Genomic DNA, 17,334 nt, shown 5'->3' with positions numbered 1-17,334 from the left:
GTGAAGGATTCTCTCGCCCTCGATTTTCAAGGAGAATCGTACCCGTATTTTACGGAAGACAAAGTATGGAATACGTCATAAAGAAAGACCATTAAACCGATTAAATGGGTGACTACCGCTAATAATCGGAAGCGCTCTAGCGGTTGATTCGGGTTGGAAGCCGCCTTCGAAATAACGCCGAGACAAAGGGTGACTCAAAAAAACGTGGCATCTGTAAGTTCGTTCCCTGGCTGCCGTCACGGCATTGTCTCACCCATCCCGCATGGCGTTCCCGTCATGCCGTGTCGGCTATCTCAAGGCGAAAGTGCTCCATGACCCAGTTCGATTACCCGTCCATCGGTATCCTCGGCGTCTTCCCTATCGTGAGTGACCAGCAAGCTGGGCAGGCCAGCCTCGCGCAGCCGGTCGAACACCAGCCGGCGCATGTCGTGGCGCAATGGCCTGTCGAGCTTGGAGAAAGGTTCGTCGAGAAGCACGGCGCAGGGCTCGGCGAGCAACAGGCGCATGAGCGCCACGCGAGCCTTCTGACCGCCCGACAGCGTGGCGGGGTCGCGCGGCCCGAAGCCACCGAGGCCGACCTGCTCCAGCGCTGTCTCGATTCGCTCGGCCTTGTCGGTCGCCTCGCGGGGCATGCCGAAGCGCAGGTTGCCGGCCACCGAGAGGTGCGGGAACAGCAGCGGGTCCTGGAACAGCAGTCCGATGCCGCGCCGCTCCGCCGGCAGCCGGCCGAGCTCGCGACCGTCAAGCAGGACCTCGCCGCTGGCCTGGAAGCACGGCGCGAGAAAACCCGCCAGGTAGGCCAGCAGGGAAGACTTGCCGGAGCCGGACGGCCCCATCACGGTGAGCACCTCGCCGGGGCCGATCTCGGCATCGAGTGACAGCAGGGGTGCTCCCTCCAGCCTGAGATGAACGTCCTTCAGTGTCAGGTGGTGATTGGCGTTCATAAGGTCCCTCGCATGCCGCGGCGGTTGGTCCAGAGCAGTCGGGGCAGACCCATGGCGATGACGAAGCCCAGCAGCGGCAGCCCGGCCTGAACCAGCGCCCATACGCCAATGACCCGCCGGTTGCCGCCGGCGGCCAGCGATACCGCCTCCGTGGTGACCGTACTGATGCGACCGGCGCCGAGCAGCAGCGTGGGTAGATACTGGCCGATGCTGACGGCGAGGCCCACGGCGCCGGCGGTGAGCAGCGGTGCGAGTAGCATCGGCAGCCGCACGCGCCAGAACACGGCGTGGCGAGAGGCGCCCAGGCTCTGGGCCAGTTGCGACCAGCGCGGGTCGAAGCGGCGGTAGGCCTCGGAGAGGGACAGGAAGACGTAGGGCAGCACGAACAGCAGGTGGCCGAAAATGACCAGCCATAGCTGAGGCCGGGTACCCAGGGACTCCATCACCACCACAAGGCCGAACAGGAAAGCGATCTGAGGCACGATCAGCGGTAGATAGAGTAGCGTCAGCGACGAGAGCAGCCGACCCTGAGCCGGGTGCAGGCCGCTGCGCTGTTCGTTCTCCAACGCCGCCAGGGTCAGCGCCAGGGCGAGCAGTGTAGCGCCGATCGCGACCAGTGCCGTGGTGGCGACCGGCGTCGCGAGAGAGGGCAGGGCGCGCATCCAGTGCGCCGTGGTGAATTCCTGGGGCAAGGTATCGGGAAAGCGCCAGAAGCCCGCAATGGAGCTGAGCGCGAGTCCGCCCAGGCCCACGAAGGCGGCGAGGGAGGCCAGCAGGATCAATCCCTTGCCCGCCACACGCAGCGGCGGCTCGCCATGGCCGCGGCTACCGCGGGCTAGCCATTGCCGACCCAGCCGGGCGACGAGACGCTCCAGGCACCACCAGGTGGCAAGGGCTGCTGCCGTGACGCCGAGCTGAAGCACGGCGCCTGCGGAGGCCATGAAGCGCCGGGCGAGGTCAGGATCCTGATACCAGGAAAGAATTGACACGGCGAGCGTCGGCGGCAGCGTGGGACCGAGAATCAGGGCGACATCCACTACAGCGGTGGCGTAGGCGATTACCGCGTAGACCGGCAGCCGAATCAGTGGATATAGCGCCGGAGCCACCACCTTGAGCCAGGCCGTCAACGGACGATAGCCGAGCGAGCGGGCCATGGCCACGTGTCGCTCGGGGTCGAGCTGGGGCAAGGCGGCGAGGCTCATCAGCAGCAGGAAGGGAATCTCCTTGACGACCAGGCCGGCCATCAGCGAAAGCCCCCAGGGGTCGTTGACGATCAGCAGGTCAGGTGGTCTTTCCCAGCCCGTCAGCCCAGGTGAGGCCAGCCGCGCCAGCAGCCCGGAAGGCGCGATCAGGAAGGCCAGGCCAAAGGCCGCGGCGGCGTGGGGCAGCGACAGCAGCGGCGCCACCAGCCGGCGAATCCAGCGATCCAGTCGGCTCCCCGTTACGCTGGCCAGAAACAGCAATACCACGACGAGTGCCACGGCCGTGGTGACCAGGCCGCTGGCGAAGCTGACAGCCACCGAGCGGCCCAGCCCGGGCTGGGCGAACAGGTCGCGCCAGGGCGTCAGGCTCAGGCCTTCGCCACCCAGCGCAGGAAAATAGCCGAAGGCCGGCAACAATGCCGTGAACAGGCCGGCGACTATCGGGCCGACCAGCAGCGTGACGATCAGCAGCGGGGCGAGACGTAGCATTGGCGTATCGTTCGCTCGGACCGTGGTGGGGTCAGCGGCCGACGTAGCGTGCCTGCCACGCCTCCTGCAAAGCCGTCATCCAGCTGGGGTGCGGCTCCGGCAGGATGTCGGCCAGCGCTTCCGGCGATGGCATGGCGGGATGCTCGGCGGCCTGCTCGAAGCGCGCGCGCTCCTCCTCGTCGAGGCGTGCCACGTCCAACACCGTGGGGTCACCCCAGACCGAGATGTCCTGCTTGCGGGCCTGGGCCTCGGAGGAAAGCAGGAAGTTGGCCACCGCCATGGCGCCCGCCTTGTGGGGCGAGTTGAAGGGTATGGCAACGAAGTGCACGTTGCCCAGGGTTCCGCCGTCGAGGACGAAACTGCGGGTCGACTCGGGCAGTTCGAAGTCGGCTACCGCGGCGGCTGGCTCCGCCGGGTTGAAGGTGAAGGCCAGCGCCAGTTCACCGTCGGCCATCAAGCGACGCAGTTCGGGACCGTTGGCGGGAAACTGCCGGCCGCTGCGCCACAGGTGAGGATGCAAGGCGTCGAGATAATCCCACAGCGGTGCGGTAACGGCGTCGAAGTCGCTCTGCTCCACTGGCTCGTACAGGGCATCCTCGTCATCTACCAAGGCAATCAGTACCTGCTTGAGGAAGGTGCCGCCGAGAAAGTCGGCGCTACGCGGATAGGTGAAACGTCCCGGATTGACCTCGGCCCAGGCGAGAAGCTGCGCCACGCTGCGAGGTGGTTCTTGCTTCAGCGCTTCGCCATCGTAGTAGAACGTGAGCTGTGCCTTGCCCCAGGGCGACTCGAAGCCTTCCGTGGGCAGCGTGAAGTCGGTGACCACCTCGGGGTTGCGCTCGGGATGGGTCAGGGTGAAGTTCGGCAACTGCTCGGCGAAGGGGCCATGCAGCAGGTCGCTCTCCTTCATGGAGGCGAAGTTCTCGCCATTGATCCAAATCAGGTCCACGCTACCCGCGTCGTGGTTTCCGGCGCTGCGTTCGGCCAGCACCCGGGAGACGGCGGAGCCGGTGTCTTCGATCTTGATATGCACCAGCTCGATGTCGTGCTCGTCCTCGACGCGACCCTTCACCCAGCCGATGTAATCATTGACGCGCGTGTCGCCGCCCCAGGCATGCCAATAAACGGTCTGGCCCCGGGCTTCGTCGAGCACCGCCTGCCAGTCGCTCGCGACCGCGGGAAGCGAGGTGGTGAAGGCCAGGGCAAGGGCGGCGGCAAGGGCGCGGGTCGGCATCGCTGTCTTCCTATCGTGGGCCTGTCGGTGGGTTCGGCTTTCCGTGTTCGGCCTGCTAACCTGATTTCAGAAGATGCTGAAACAGGAGCAGTTCCCCCAGCATACCCTCATCCTGACTCGAGGACAGGTCATCATGAGCGTGCGCCGTGCCGGCTTCTTGCGTCGCCTCGTGCTGTGGTCGAGCCTGCTGTGCCTGGCCTTAGGAGGATTGGCCTGGCAAAGCCAGGCCCAGGACAACGAGCGCATCGCCCAGGTTATGACGGTGGACGGGGCCATCGGGCCGGCTACCGGTAACTATTTCGAGCGCGGTTTGCGCCAAGCTGCCGAACGCGAGGCCGAGCTCGTGATCGTGCAGATGGATACCCCGGGCGGGCTGGACGCCTCCATGCGCAGCATGATCCGCGCCATGCTGACATCAACGGTGCCCGTTGCCATCTACGTCTCGCCCAGCGGGGCGCGCGCCGCCAGCGCCGGTACCTATCTGCTCTATGGCAGCCATGTGGCCGCCATGGCGCCGGCGACGCACCTGGGCTCGGCCACTCCCGTGCAGATGGGCGGTGGTGGGCTACCGGGCATGGACCCCGCCGAGGAAGATGAAGCTGCCGAGGAAGAGGAGCCGGCCGACGACGAGGCCGGCGATGAACAGGCCGGCGAAGACACGGCCAACGGCGATGACGAGGCTGCGCCTGCCGATAGCCCCAGGCGCGGCGAGACCGCCATGGAGCGCAAGGTGCTCGAGGACGCCGTCTACTATATTCGCAGCTTGGCCGAGCGCCACGGGCGTAACGCCGACTGGGCCGAAGAGGCGGTCCGCGAGGCGGTCAACCTGACCGCTCGCGAGGCGCTCGATCAAGGCGTGATCGACGTGGTCGCCAACGACATCGAGGAGCTGCTCGAGCAGGTCGACGGCCGCGAAGTGGTCATGCAGCATGGCGAGCGCACCCTGAATACGGCCGGCCTGACCATCGAGCGCTTCGACCCCGACTGGCGCACCCAGCTGCTTCAGGTCATTACCAACCCCAACGTCGCCTACTTCCTGATGATCATCGGCTTCTACGGCTTGATCTTCGAGCTCTCCAGCCCGGGCAGCCTGGTGCCAGGCACGATCGGCGTCATCTCGCTGTTGCTCGCGCTATTCGCCTTCCAGATGCTGCCCATCAATTATGCCGGGCTGGCCCTGATCCTGGTGGGCCTGGGGCTGATCGTGGGTGAGGCCCTGATGCCGAGTTTCGGCATTCTCGGCATGGGCGGCATCGTCGCCTTCGTGATCGGCTCGGTGCTGCTGATGGACTCCGATCAGTTGGCCGTGTCGCTGCCCTTGATCGGCGGAATCGCCCTGCTGGCGGCAGGGATCTTGCTGTGGGTCGTGATTCGCTTCGCCGGCCTGCGCCGACGTCCGGCCCGCACCGGCCAGGAGCAGCTCGTCGGTAGCCAGGCGGTAGCGCTGGAGGATTTCGTGCAGGAGGGCCATGTGCGGCTGCGGGGCGAGCGCTGGAATGCGCGAAGCAGCGTTGCCTTGAAGCGTGGCCAGGCGGTTCGGGTAGTAGCGGTCGAGGGATTGACACTCGAGGTCGAACCCATGGAAGGAGACAGCGCAACAGGCGTGACGGAGCCGTCATGAAAGCCACCCCGTTTTCGACACATCAAGGAGAGTGCTCATGCTGATTTCATATCTCGTGCCGGTAGTGCTGCTATTCATGCTGGTCGCTGCATCGATCCGTATCCTGCCGGAGTACAAGCGAGGCGTGATCTTCTTTCTCGGCCGATTTCAGTCGGTGAAGGGGCCGGGGCTGATCATCGTCATTCCCGGCATCCAGCAAATGAGCACGGTGGACCTGCGCGTCATCACCATGGACGTACCGGAGCAGGACGTGATCTCCCAGGACAACGTCACGGTAAAGGTCAACGCCGTGCTCTACTTTCGCGTGGTCGATCCGGAAAAGGCGATCATCCAGGTCGAGAATTTCACCGTCGCCACCAGCCAACTGGCCCAGACCACGCTGCGTTCGGTGCTGGGCAAGCATGACCTCGACGAGATGCTCTCCGAGCGCGACAAGCTCAATGACGATATTCAGGAGATCATCGACGCCCAGACCGAGGAGTGGGGCATCAAGGTCGCCAACGTCGAGATCAAGCACGTCGACCTGGACGAGAGCATGATCCGCGCCATCGCCCGCCAGGCCGAGGCCGAGCGCGAGCGGCGGGCCAAGGTGATCCATGCCGAGGGTGAGCTTCAGGCCTCCAAGAAGCTGGTCGAGGCGGCCAACGTCATGGCCGAGAATTCCGCTGCGCTGCAGCTGCGCTACCTGCAGACCATGAGCGACATGAGCAACAAGAACGCCTCGACCATCGTCTTCCCGCTGCCGATGGACATCATGGAGGCATTCAAGCACATGCAGGCCTCGCCGGCAGCCCAGGCCAGAAGTGCCGGCGCACGTCCGAACGACCTGGGCGAAGGCTGAGCCCAGCGTGCCTGGAACAGACGATCGTGGCATCCTGAGGCGTCTCATCGGTTAGCGAGGACGCCTTGTTACACTCCCTTTCGCACCGCCAACAGGGGCTTCTCATGACCGGCGGCGGTGCCTTGATCATTTCGCCCGATGCGCTGCTGATCAAGCTCATCGGCTTGCCCGACAGCGAGATACTGGTCTGGCGGGGGCTGCTCACCGCCCTGGGCTTCGTCATCATCGTGCTGGCGCGGCACGGTGCCAATACCGCCGCTGTCTATCGCCGCTGCGGCTGGACCGGCATCGGCGTGGCGCTGCTGTTCAGCTTCTCCACCTTCGGCTTCGTGCTCGGCAACCAGTACACCAAGGGCGGCAACGTGCTGATGATCCTGGCCGGGGCGCCGCTGCTCGCCGCGCTGCTTTCCAGGCTGTTTCTCGGCGAGCGGCTGCCGCGGCGTACCTGGCTCGCCATCTGGCTGTGCCTGCTCGGCACCTCATTGATCGTGCTCGACGAAGCCGGGGCGGGCTCGTGGATCGGCAACGCCTTCGCGCTGCTGGCGGCGACGGCGCTGGCCGCCAACTTTACGCTCTGCCGTACCCGCCCCGGCGTCGACATGAGCCCCATGCTCACGCTCTCCGGGCTGATCGTGGCGGCGTCGGCGGCGCTGTTCGGCCTGGCCGGCGATGGCATGGCGCTGCCACCCGCCGACAGCCTGGTGCTGCTGATCCTGCTCTGCCTGGTACTGCTGCCGCTGGGATTCACCCTGATACAGCGCGGACCGCTTTTCCTGCCCGCTGCCGAGGTGGGCCTGTTGATGCTGCTTGAGGTGGTGGTGGGCACCCTTTGGGTATGGTGGATACTCGGGGAGCGACCGGCGCCGGTGGCACTGGCAGGCGGCGCCCTGGTGCTCGGTACGCTGCTGGTCAAGGGGCTGCATGAGCGCCGGCTGGAACGGCGCCTGCGGGCCGGGATGCAGTAAAACGAGAACTCTGTTAGTATTCGGCCTCCTGACGGGTTTGTGCGTTAGACGAAAGTCTAGGCCGCCCAAGTTTTCTGGCCATGGATGCGACGCAACGTGCTGACTCCCCCGACCGGGCTGGCTACGCCGCCCTAGCGCTCCCTCCCTCGGACGCTGCCGTCATCGGCACGTCACCGCTCGACATCGAAATGATGTTCCGGGCTGCCTGACCGAACCCGAAGCTTTCCAGCGTCGCTTTCAACATCGCGCCGACATGGCGCGTGGCTGAAAGAGCGCTCGCACGACCCCCTGGCGCCATCTGGCATAACAACCCATCCCATTGGACCGAAGAATGTTCCGATCCATCAAGCAAGACTGGTTCTCCAACCTCAAGGGCGACTCCCTCGCCGGCATCGTGGTCGCGCTGGCCCTGATTCCCGAGGCCATTGCCTTCTCCATCATTGCCGGCGTCGATCCCAAGGTCGGCCTCTACGCCTCCTTCTGCATCGCGGTGGTGATCGCCTTCACCGGCGGTCGCCCGGGGATGATCTCGGCGGCGACCGGTGCCATGGCACTGCTGATGGTCACCCTGGTGCGCGACCACGGCCTCGAGTACCTGCTCGCCGCCACGCTGCTCACCGGGGTGCTCCAGATCCTCGCCGGCTACCTCAAGCTCGCCGAGCTGATGCGCTTCGTCTCGCGTTCGGTGGTGACGGGCTTCGTCAATGCCCTGGCGATCCTGATCTTCATGGCCCAGCTGCCGGAACTGACCGGTGTGACCTGGCACGTCTATGCCATGACCCTGGCCGGGCTCGGCATCATCTACCTATTCCCCTACGTACCCAAGATCGGCAAGACGATCCCCTCGCCGCTGGTGTGTATCGTGGTGCTCACCGCCGTCTACATGATCAGCGGCATGGACATCCGCAGCGTGGGTGACATGGGCGAGCTGCCCGACACCCTGCCGGTCTTCCTGTGGCCCGACGTGCCGCTGACCCTCGAGACCTTGTGGATCATCCTGCCGACCTCGGTCATGCTCACCGTGGTGGGCCTGCTGGAGTCGATGATGACCGCCACCATCGTCGACGACCTGACCGATACCCCAAGCGACAAGAACCGCGAGTGCAAGGGCCAAGGCATCGCCAACATCGGCTCCGGTCTGCTGGGCGGCATGGCCGGCTGCGCGATGATCGGTCAGTCGGTGATCAACATCAAATCCGGTGGCCGCACACGGCTCTCATCGCTGATCGCCGGCGTGGTGCTGCTGCTGATGGTCGTCTTCCTCGCCGACTGGGTATCGCAGATTCCCATGGCGGCGCTGGTGGCGGTGATGATCATGGTCGCCATCGGTACCTTCAGCTGGGCCTCGATTCGCGACCTGAAGAAGCATCCGCTGAGTACCAACATCGTCATGCTGGCGACCGTGGTGGTCACCGTGGGTACGCATAACCTGGCTATTGGCGTTTTCGTCGGCGTGCTGCTGGCGGCGATGTTCTTTGCCAACAAGGTCGGCAATATTCTCTACATCGGCTCCGAAGAGGCCGACGAGGGTCGCCGTCGTATCTATCGGGTGGTGGGCCAGGTGTTCTTCGCTTCCTCCGAGCGCTTCGGCAACGCCTTCGATTTCAAGGAGAGCGTCGAGAAGGTCACCATCGACCTGTCGCGCGCCCACTTCTGGGACATTACCGCCGTGCAAACGCTTGACCGCGTGGTGATCAAGTTCCGTCGTGAAGGTACCGAGGTGGAGCTGATCGGCCTCAACGAAGCAAGTGCCACCATCGTAGACCGCTATGCGGTACACGACGACCCGGAAGCCGTCGAGAAATTGATGGGCGGACACTGAGCGGAGCAAGGAGCGAACGAGACATGACAGATCACGTATTGGCCGCCATCGACGGCTCGCAGTTCTCCCCCGCGGTTTGCGACTACGCCGCCTGGGCCAGCCTGGCGCTGGAGGCGCCGCTGACCTTCCTGCACGTGGTGGACAACCACCCGCAGACCGCCGAGGCGGACCTTTCCGGCAACATCGGGCTGGGTTCCCGCGAGCATCTGCTCGAGGAGCTCTCGCAGCTCGACGAGCAGCGCGCCAAGGTGGCTCAGGAGCAGGGCCGGCTGATGCTCGCGGCGGCCAAGGAGCGTGCCATCGAAGATGGCGTGGCGGAGCCCGGCACGCGCCAGCGCAATGGCACACTGGTCGAGACCTTGGCCGACCTGCAGGACGAGATTCGCCTGCTGGTGCTGGGCAAGCGCGGCGAGACCGCGCACCAGGCCAGCGAGCACCTGGGGTCCAACCTGGAGCGGGTGGTGCGCACCCTGCACCGGCCGATCCTGATGGTGCCGAACGATTTCAAGCGCCCCGAGCGGGTAATGCTCGCCTTCGACGGCAGCAAGACCACCCGCAAGGGGGTGGAAATGCTGGCCAAGAGCCCGCTGTTCAACGGCGTCCCGGTGCACGTGGTGATCGTCGGCGCCGAGACCGGCGACAACCGCTCGCAGCTCGACTGGGCGCTGGCCGCGCTGCGCGAGGCCGGCCACGAGGCCGAGGGGGCGATCCGCGCCGGTGAGGTGGAGGCCACGCTGCGTACCTACCAGCAGGAGAACGGCATCGACCTGCTGGTGATGGGCGCCTACGGGCACTCGCGCATTCGTCACCTGCTGGTGGGCAGCACCACCACCGCCATGCTGCGACGGGCTGAAATACCGATTCTGCTGCTGCGCTGACGCTTACCTGAGCCGGCCCTTCCTGCGGGAAGTACGCCGGCTTTTTATCAGGTCCTGTCCCAAACTGCTTACTAGGAGGAAAAGCTTGATGAGCCAGACGATTGCGGTTTTGAAAGGCGACGGCATCGGCCCCGAGATCATGGATGCCACCCTGCGCGTGCTGGATGCGCTGGAATGCGGCTTTCACTACGAGTTCTTCGAAGCCGGGCTGGAGGCGCTCGACAAGCACGGCACCTTGATACCCCAAGAGACGCTCAAGGCCATCGAGAAGCACCGCATCGCCCTCAAGGGCCCGCTTACCACTCCCATCGGGAAGGGCTTCTCCTCGATCAACGTGCAACTGCGTCGTCACTTCGATCTCTATGCCAACGTTCGCCCCGCGATCAGCTTTCCCGGCACGCGTTCACGCTACGACGACATCGACCTCATTACCGTGCGAGAGAACACCGAGGGGGCCTATCTTTCGGAAGGGCAGAGCGTGTCGGAGGATGGCGAGACGGCACTCTCGACGATCCGGGTGACGCGCAAGGGATCGGAACGCATCGTGCGCTATGCCTTCGAGCTGGCGCGCCAGCGCGGGCGCAAGAAAGTCACCGCCGTGCACAAGGCCAACATCATAAAGAGTAGCTCCGGTCTGTTCCTCGACGTGGCACGTGAAGTGGCGAAGGAGTATCCCGCGCTCGAATTGCAGGAGATGATCGTCGATAACGCCTGCATGCAGCTGGTGATGAACCCCCATCAGTTCGACGTCATCGTGACGACCAACCTGTTCGGCGACATCCTCTCCGACCTCTGCGCCGGGCTCGTCGGTGGCCTGGGGCTGGCACCGGGCTCGAACATCGGTGCAGACGTGGCCATATTCGAGGCCGTGCACGGTTCGGCGCCCGACATTGCCGGCCAGGGCGTCGCCAATCCCTGTGCGCTATTGCTGGCCGCCGCCGACATGCTCGATCACCTGGACATGCAGGACAAGGCCGCCAGGGTGCGTGGTGCCATAAGGGGCGTGCTTGAGGCGGGTTCCGATCAAGTGACGCCGGATCTTGGCGGTAAGGGGACGACTGACACCTTCGCCGACGCGCTCATTGATTATCTTCGCCGCCCTTGACTGGGTCGATGTGGCAGCAGCCGGCACCCTTGTGTGCCGGCTTCTAACTAAGGAGAGCCAGCCATTTCTTGTCCGTATCGTCTTTGATAAGCAGGCTTGAATCTGAGCGAAGCGGCATCCGAATTTTCTTAGCCAGATAAAAGCCCTCCTTCGTGCGCTAGACTTGACCTGTTGCCTGCTTGCCCCTTGGCAAGAAGCGTTCAGCAAGCTGGCGTATCGCTAATGGCTCAACCCGTTGTGCGCGTTATGAAGAGGATGCGAGGTGAACCACCCGGATATCGATATCGAGAAGATCACTCGCCAATTGGAGGATGCCAAGGCATTGCTGGTCGAGCAGAGCGACGAGAGCAAGGAGAGCCGGGCCACGGTGATGCTCGACCAACAATCGGTCGGTCGCCTTTCACGCATGGATGCCCTGCAGGGCCAGGCCATGGCCAAGGCCGAGGAGGAGCGGCGGCAATTGGCCATGCGTCGTATCGATGCCGCTCTAGCGCGTCTGGACCGCGGTGAGTTCGGCGAGTGTATCGAATGCGGTGAGTGGATTGCCGTAAAACGGCTGGAATGGGATCCGACCGTGTTGAAATGCATCCACTGTGCGGAATGATTGTTGCTGCCTTTGGTCGCAGCGCAGGATGCGGGGCGGAGCAGGCTTGAAGCCCCCTAAATGCTTTTGTTAACGTAAGTGCTTGCCAACCTGCCTTTCCAGATACCTTCACGAGGTCGCTGGTAACTGCAAAGGAGCGATCCGATGACACAGTTACTCACCGACACCCTGCCCAGTCCACCCTAGGCTTCATCCCTTTTCGTCCCGATTAGCGGCTTCGTCATGACGGAGTCAGGGCGAGCCTGATTATCATTCGTATCTTAAGCCCACGAGGGTATCAGCGTACAGAAAAGGGGATATACGCATGCGCGGCCAAGGCGCCTTCATACCCGGCATTGAGCAACTCTCTGCCACCGATGGCTGGACCAGCGTCCATCAACTCCTTCCACTCGATTCTCGCAAGACCCTGCAGGTTGTCTTTCAGGATGTTCATGGCGCTGGCGTGACGTCGGCTTCCTTCGAGCGAGGACGCTTCCTCAGCGAAACCAATCGCGCCTTGGTACGAGGGGTCAAGGCCTGGCGATTCATGCAGGAGCGCGAGCGATGAAGCATGGCGATAGCACTCGCGATGCCGTTCTCAAGGAAGTCGGCTTTCGCCATATCGAGGAAGTCCGGCCCGAGGAAGAAACCTGGGTCGATTACGATCTTCTCTTCATGGGGCAGAGGGTCTCAGGCCACAAGCGCCTGCCTCGATTGAGCCTGGAGGCGGACAATGCCATCAACCCAATCGATGCTGCTCTGGTACTGGGCACGGGGCCGGGTATCGAGTCGGTCTACTGGCGCCCGCATGACATGGCTCAGTCTTCACAAGATACCCTGACTTTCGATGAAGGCTGGTGGAGTTAGTTCGTTCTCACGGACGGTAAATATCCGAATCCCGATCAAGGCAATATATGGTTGAAGCGCTAGCGGAAAACGTGCAGCGCAACACGCTTTGCGAAGAAGTGCTGCGACGGCGTACCTTTGCCATCATCTCGCACCCGGATGCAGGCAAGACGACGCTGACCGAGAAGCTTTTGATGTATGGCGGCGCCATTCGCACGGCGGGCACCGTCAAGAGCAAGAAGAGTCAACAGTTTGTCACGTCGGACTGGATGGAGGTCGAGAAGCAGCGCGGCATCTCGGTGGCCTCCTCGGTGATGCAGTTCGAGCATGAGGGCTGTGTGATCAACCTTCTCGATACGCCGGGCCACCAGGATTTCTCCGAAGACACCTACCGGGTACTCACCGCCGTCGATGCGGCCCTGATGGTGATCGATGCCGCCAAGGGTGTCGAGGCCCAGACCATCAAGCTGCTCGAAGTGTGCCGGTTGAGAAAGACCCCGGTCATCACTTTCATCAACAAGATGGACCGCGAGGTCAGGGAGCCACTGGAGCTGATCGACGAGATCGAGGACATCCTGGGCCTCGCCTGTTCACCTGTCACCTGGCCCGTCGGCATGGGTAAGCAGTTCGCCGGGGTCTACGACCTGCACCGGGACCAGATGCTGAAGTTCACGCCCGGGGAGGACAGGGCAGGCAGCGAGGTCGAGGTGCTGGATGGAGAGGATCACCCCTACCTGCGAGACAAGTTCCCCATTGCCCATGCCACCTTCAAGGAGGAGGTCGAGATCGTCCGCGAGGCGGCGGACCCCTTCGACCGACAGGCCTTCCTCGATGGCGATCTCTCCCCGGTATTCTTCGGTTCGGCGATCAACAACTTCGGCGTGCAGGACATTCTCGCGGCCCTGATATCGTGGGCACCATCGCCCAGACCACGCGAGGCGAGGCAGCGCACGGTGGAGCCGGGCGCCGGAAAGTTCACCGGCATCGTGTTCAAGATCCAGGCCAACATGAACCCGCTGCACCGGGACAGGATCGCCTTCATGCGGATCTGTTCGGGAGCATATCGTCATGGGCTCAAGGCAAGGCATGTCAGAACGGGCAAGCCGATCAAGCTGGATCATGCCATCACCTTCATGGCCCAGGAGCGTTCGCAGCTCTCGGCCGCCTACGCCGGCGACATTATCGGCATTCCCAACCATGGCCGCTTGCGGATCGGTGACGTCATCACGGAAGGGGAGCTGCTCGAACTGGAGGGCATACCTCACTTCTCCCCCGAGATCTTCAAGATGGCTAGGCTCCACGATCCCCTGCGTGCCAAGCAGTTGAACAAGGCGCTGAAGGAACTCGGCGAAGAGGGGACCATCCAGGTATTCGATCCCCTGGAGAAGACCGGCATGGTACTCGGCGCCGTGGGTCAGCTGCAGTTCGAGACGGTGGCGCATCGCTTGCAGACCGAATACAAGATCGATGCCGGTTTCGAGAGCGTGCCTATCCACAAGGCCCTCTGGATCGGTGCAGACGATGCCAGCCGGCTCAAGAAGTTCATGCAGGCCAACGCCAGCCGGCTCGCCTACGATGCGGCCGGCGCTCTGGCTTACATGGCGCCGAATCGCTCCGTTCTGGAGCTGGCGATGGAGAAGTGGCCCGATATCCAATTCCATGGCACCCGAGAAGTGGGAGCGACGTGACGCCGGTTTCGCCCCGGCCAGGCCACATCCTGATTTGACCGGAACGCAATGGACAAGAGAACCGAAAGCTTCGAGCGTCAGGCCGAGCGCCGACACCTCGAGGACACCATGCAGCGCATCGAGGCCAACCTCGAGGAGCTCAACCAGCGTCTACAGGCCTACGCCCAGGACATCCAGGAGCAGAAGGAGTATCTGTGGACCAGCCGCGACGAGATGGACCATGTCGAGAAGATCTCGGCCCGGGAGTCGATCCAGCAGGCCGTGATGACGGGCGACAACGCCCTGGTACGTCGCCGGCGGTTGGAAAAGTTGAAGCGCTCGCCCTATTTCGGTCGTTTCGACTTCGCCCAGGGTAGCCGGGCCGAGCCCATCTACATCGGCATTCATCACTTCCGCGACGACCTGGCCAGCAAGAATCGAGTCTTCGACTGGCGTGCCCCCGTTGCCTCGCTGTTCTACGACTACGAGACGGGCCCCGCGGCCTACGAAAGTCCCGAGGGCACGGTGGCGGGCGAGATCACGCTGAAGCGTCAGTTCCGCATTAAGGGTGGCGAGATCGAACTGATGATCGACAGCGCCGTTCACGTGGTCGACGACGTGCTGCAGGAGGACCTGAGTCGGGCCAGCGACGAGGGGATGAAGAACATCGTCGCCACCATCCAGCGCGATCAGAACGCCATCATCCGCAACGACGAAGCCCAAGTATTGATCATCCAGGGCGTGGCGGGCTCGGGCAAGACCTCCATCGCCCTGCACCGTATCGCCTACCTGCTCTATCGCTTCAAGGAGTCCCTGAGCTCCGAGGATATCCTGATTATCTCGCCCAACCGAGTCTTCTCCGACTACATCGGTAACGTGCTGCCGGAACTCGGTGAGGAAACCGTTAACCAGGTGGGCATGGAGGATCTTGCCGACGAGCTGCTGGGTGGTCAGTATCGCTTCGAGACGTTCTTCGAGCAGACCAGCACCCTGCTCGAGAAGAACGACGAAGCGATGCAGGAACGGCTGCGCTTCAAGGCGTCGCCCGATCTCCTGGCACAGCTCGATCGCTACGCGGCTGAGGTAGAAGCCAACCGCTTCGCCGCCGAGGACTTGTGGATCGCCCGGCGCCTGGTTCCTGGTTGGCTGATCGAGGAGGTGTTTCGCAAGCATCGCAGCCTGCCCACCAACGAGCGACTCAGGCAGGTCAGCTGGGAGATCGAGCGCAAGATCGGCAACCAGTACAACTACGACCTCATGCCCGAGGAGTGCAAAGCGCTCAAGGCGGAAATCAAGAAGATGCTGCGCCAGGCCACCCTGCGCGAGACCTACAAGGGCTTTTACGACTGGCTGGGCAGGCCGGAGCTGTTCAAGACCGCCTCGCGCGGCCGCCTGGAGTATGCCGACGTCTTTCCTCTAATCTACCTCAAGATGCGCCTCGAGGGTGTGCAATCCCGCTGGCGCAACGTCAAGCACCTGCTGATCGACGAGATGCAGGACTACACGCCGGTGCAGTACGCGGTGATAGGGCGACTGTTTTCCTGCAAGAAGACCGTGCTCGGGGATGCCTATCAGTCGGTGAATCCTTACAGCGCCTCGAAGGCCGATGAGATACGCGGCGTTCTGCGCCAGGCTACCTTCGTCATGCTCAACAAGAGCTACCGCTCAAGCATCGAGATCGTGCGCTTTGCCCAGCGGATCTCTCCCAACCCCGACCTCGAGGCGATCGAGCGCCACGATGAGGAGCCGCGGATCATTCGCTGCCGAAGCCGGCGCGACGAGCTCGACACCATTGCGGCCATGGCGAGGGATTTCGACGAGTCGGAGCACAATACGCTGGGCATTGTTTGCAAGACCCAGAAACAGGCGCGCAAGATCTTCGAATCCTTCGACGGCAGCTTCGAGCGGCTGCAACTGCTTGGGGAGCAGAGTGTCGCCTTCGGCCCAGGCATCATCGTATGCACGGCCCATTTGGCCAAGGGGCTGGAGTTCGACCGGGTTATCGTGCCGGAGGCTACCGCGAAGAACTACGCCACCGACATGGAGCGCAATCTGCTTTACGTCGCCTGCACACGAGCTATGCATCGGTTGGCATTGACGCATGCAGGTGAAATTTCTCCTTTCCTTCAATGGTGAATCTGGGGTGAAAGTCCGACTTCGTTGATCTGGTACCTGGCCAGGGCTCATGGCATGAGGTAGAAACGGAAGGACTTATAACGACATACGCCAGCCAGGAAACGACACGATGACCGAACAGGTGATGGCCGCCATCGACGGCTCGCAGTTCTCCCCCGCGGTGTGCGACTACGCCGCCTGGGCCAGCCTGGCGCTGGAGGCGCCGCTGACCTTCCTGCACGTGGTGGACAACCACCCGCAGACCGCCGAGGCGGACCTTTCCGGCAACATCGGGCTGGGTTCCCGCGAGCATCTGCTCGAGGAGCTCTCGCAGCTCGACGAGCAGCGCGCCAAGGTGGCTCAGGAGCAGGGCCGGCTGATGCTCGCGGCGGCCAAGGAGCGTGCCATCGAAGATGGCGTGGCGGAGCCCGGCACGCGCCAGCGCAATGGCACACTGGTCGAGACCTTGGCCGACCTGCAGGACGAGATTCGCCTGCTGGTGCTGGGCAAGCGCGGCGAGACCGCGCACCAGGCCAGCGAGCACCTGGGGTCCAACCTGGAGCGGGTGGTGCGCACCCTGCACCGGCCGATCCTGATGGTGCCGAACGATTTCAAGCGCCCCGAGCGGGTAATGCTCGCCTTCGACGGCAGCAAGACCACCCGCAAGGGGGTGGAAATGCTGGCCAAGAGCCCGCTGTTCAACGGCGTCCCGGTGCACGTGGTGATCGTCGGCGCCGAGACCGGCGACAACCGCTCTCAGCTCGACTGGGCTCTGGCCGCGCTGCGCGAGGTCGGCCACGAGGCCGAGGGGGCGATCCGCGCCGGCGAGGTGGAAGCGACGCTGCGCGCGTATCAGCAGGAGAATGGCATCGACCTGCTGGTGATGGGCGCCTACGGGCACTCGCGCATTCGCCACCTGCTGGTGGGCAGCACCACCACCGCCATGCTGCGGCGGGCCAACGTGCCCGTGCTGCTGCTGCGCTAAGACTCCCTGGCCGTTCCTTCCCTCTCGTGAATACCAC

15 protein-coding genes are annotated in these 17,334 nt (G+C 63.6%); 12 read left to right on the top strand and 3 right to left on the bottom strand.

Annotated elements, in window-relative coordinates:
- Window positions 1-293: 293 nt before the first annotated feature.
- From ACOJCM_RS14265 to ACOJCM_RS14255, 3 genes are read right to left on the bottom strand one after another with little or no spacing between them, the layout of a single operon-like run.
- A complete protein-coding gene (locus ACOJCM_RS14265; protein ID WP_445212723.1) occupies window positions 294-944 on the bottom strand; it encodes an ATP-binding cassette domain-containing protein in 651 nt (216 codons plus the stop codon).
- A complete protein-coding gene (locus ACOJCM_RS14260) occupies window positions 941-2,635 on the bottom strand; it encodes an ABC transporter permease (RefSeq protein ID WP_445212722.1) in 1,695 nt (564 codons plus the stop codon). Before ACOJCM_RS14260 ends, ACOJCM_RS14265 begins: the two co-directional genes overlap by 4 nt.
- A 31-nt stretch (window positions 2,636-2,666) precedes the next feature.
- Window positions 2,667-3,869: an ABC transporter substrate-binding protein gene (locus ACOJCM_RS14255; protein WP_445212721.1), complete on the bottom strand. Its 1,203-nt coding sequence runs from the start codon at window positions 3,867-3,869 to the stop codon at window positions 2,667-2,669.
- 133 nt (window positions 3,870-4,002) lie between these two features.
- On the opposite strand from ACOJCM_RS14255, the gene ACOJCM_RS14250 reads away from it, so the two are divergent.
- The 12 genes from ACOJCM_RS14250 (at window position 4,003) to ACOJCM_RS14195 (ending at window position 17,297) form a co-directional block, all read left to right on the top strand.
- A complete protein-coding gene (locus tag ACOJCM_RS14250; RefSeq protein ID WP_445212720.1) occupies window positions 4,003-5,490 on the top strand; it encodes an NfeD family protein in 1,488 nt (495 codons plus the stop codon).
- 37 nt (window positions 5,491-5,527) lie between these two features.
- The gene (locus ACOJCM_RS14245) at window positions 5,528-6,331 is read left to right on the top strand and encodes a slipin family protein (protein WP_445212719.1); all 804 of its coding nucleotides are present in this window, start codon (window positions 5,528-5,530) and stop codon (window positions 6,329-6,331) included.
- A gap of 65 nt (window positions 6,332-6,396) precedes the next feature.
- Window positions 6,397-7,296, top strand: coding sequence for a DMT family transporter (locus tag ACOJCM_RS14240; RefSeq protein WP_445212718.1), 900 nt, complete (start codon window positions 6,397-6,399; stop codon window positions 7,294-7,296).
- 331 nt (window positions 7,297-7,627) lie between these two features.
- On the top strand, window positions 7,628-9,118 hold the full coding sequence (locus ACOJCM_RS14235) for a SulP family inorganic anion transporter (RefSeq protein ID WP_445212717.1): 1,491 nt from the start codon (window positions 7,628-7,630) through the stop codon (window positions 9,116-9,118).
- A 23-nt stretch (window positions 9,119-9,141) separates the two neighbouring features.
- On the top strand, window positions 9,142-9,996 hold the full coding sequence (locus ACOJCM_RS14230; protein ID WP_445212716.1) for a universal stress protein: 855 nt from the start codon (window positions 9,142-9,144) through the stop codon (window positions 9,994-9,996).
- A gap of 88 nt (window positions 9,997-10,084) precedes the next feature.
- Entirely contained in the window at window positions 10,085-11,101 is a 1,017-nt protein-coding gene (locus ACOJCM_RS14225; protein ID WP_445212715.1) for an isocitrate dehydrogenase, read from the top strand.
- Window positions 11,102-11,363: 262 nt separating this feature from the next.
- Window positions 11,364-11,705: a TraR/DksA family transcriptional regulator gene (locus ACOJCM_RS14220; protein ID WP_445212714.1), complete on the top strand. Its 342-nt coding sequence runs from the start codon at window positions 11,364-11,366 to the stop codon at window positions 11,703-11,705.
- Window positions 11,706-12,009: 304 nt separating this feature from the next.
- Entirely contained in the window at window positions 12,010-12,252 is a 243-nt protein-coding gene (locus tag ACOJCM_RS14215) for a hypothetical protein (RefSeq protein ID WP_445212713.1), read from the top strand.
- On the top strand, window positions 12,249-12,551 hold the full coding sequence (locus ACOJCM_RS14210; protein ID WP_445212712.1) for a hypothetical protein: 303 nt from the start codon (window positions 12,249-12,251) through the stop codon (window positions 12,549-12,551). Before ACOJCM_RS14215 ends, ACOJCM_RS14210 begins: the two co-directional genes overlap by 4 nt.
- A 47-nt stretch (window positions 12,552-12,598) precedes the next feature.
- The gene (locus ACOJCM_RS14205; RefSeq protein WP_445212711.1) at window positions 12,599-14,218 is read left to right on the top strand and encodes a peptide chain release factor 3; all 1,620 of its coding nucleotides are present in this window, start codon (window positions 12,599-12,601) and stop codon (window positions 14,216-14,218) included.
- A gap of 48 nt (window positions 14,219-14,266) precedes the next feature.
- On the top strand, window positions 14,267-16,333 hold the full coding sequence (locus ACOJCM_RS14200) for a HelD family protein (RefSeq protein WP_445212710.1): 2,067 nt from the start codon (window positions 14,267-14,269) through the stop codon (window positions 16,331-16,333).
- Window positions 16,334-16,442: 109 nt separating this feature from the next.
- A complete protein-coding gene (locus tag ACOJCM_RS14195) occupies window positions 16,443-17,297 on the top strand; it encodes a universal stress protein (RefSeq protein ID WP_445212709.1) in 855 nt (284 codons plus the stop codon).
- Window positions 17,298-17,334: the final 37 nt, after the last annotated feature.

It is taken from the genome of Billgrantia hypersalina (assembly GCF_052584175.1).
This window is presented reverse-complemented; position numbering and strand designations above follow the sequence as displayed.

Coding starts and splice junctions, on each gene's coding strand:
- ACOJCM_RS14265 (WP_445212723.1), bottom strand. CDS start 944: ATGAACGCCAATCACCACCTGACACTGAAGGACGTTCATCTCAGGCTG.
- ACOJCM_RS14260 (WP_445212722.1), bottom strand. CDS start 2,635: ATGCTACGTCTCGCCCCGCTGCTGATCGTCACGCTGCTGGTCGGCCCG.
- ACOJCM_RS14255 (WP_445212721.1), bottom strand. CDS start 3,869: ATGCCGACCCGCGCCCTTGCCGCCGCCCTTGCCCTGGCCTTCACCACC.
- ACOJCM_RS14250 (WP_445212720.1), top strand. CDS start 4,003: ATGAGCGTGCGCCGTGCCGGCTTCTTGCGTCGCCTCGTGCTGTGGTCG.
- ACOJCM_RS14245 (WP_445212719.1), top strand. CDS start 5,528: ATGCTGATTTCATATCTCGTGCCGGTAGTGCTGCTATTCATGCTGGTC.
- ACOJCM_RS14235 (WP_445212717.1), top strand. CDS start 7,628: ATGTTCCGATCCATCAAGCAAGACTGGTTCTCCAACCTCAAGGGCGAC.
- ACOJCM_RS14230 (WP_445212716.1), top strand. CDS start 9,142: ATGACAGATCACGTATTGGCCGCCATCGACGGCTCGCAGTTCTCCCCC.
- ACOJCM_RS14225 (WP_445212715.1), top strand. CDS start 10,085: ATGAGCCAGACGATTGCGGTTTTGAAAGGCGACGGCATCGGCCCCGAG.
- ACOJCM_RS14215 (WP_445212713.1), top strand. CDS start 12,010: ATGCGCGGCCAAGGCGCCTTCATACCCGGCATTGAGCAACTCTCTGCC.
- ACOJCM_RS14210 (WP_445212712.1), top strand. CDS start 12,249: ATGAAGCATGGCGATAGCACTCGCGATGCCGTTCTCAAGGAAGTCGGC.
- ACOJCM_RS14205 (WP_445212711.1), top strand. CDS start 12,599: ATGGTTGAAGCGCTAGCGGAAAACGTGCAGCGCAACACGCTTTGCGAA.
- ACOJCM_RS14200 (WP_445212710.1), top strand. CDS start 14,267: ATGGACAAGAGAACCGAAAGCTTCGAGCGTCAGGCCGAGCGCCGACAC.
- ACOJCM_RS14195 (WP_445212709.1), top strand. CDS start 16,443: ATGACCGAACAGGTGATGGCCGCCATCGACGGCTCGCAGTTCTCCCCC.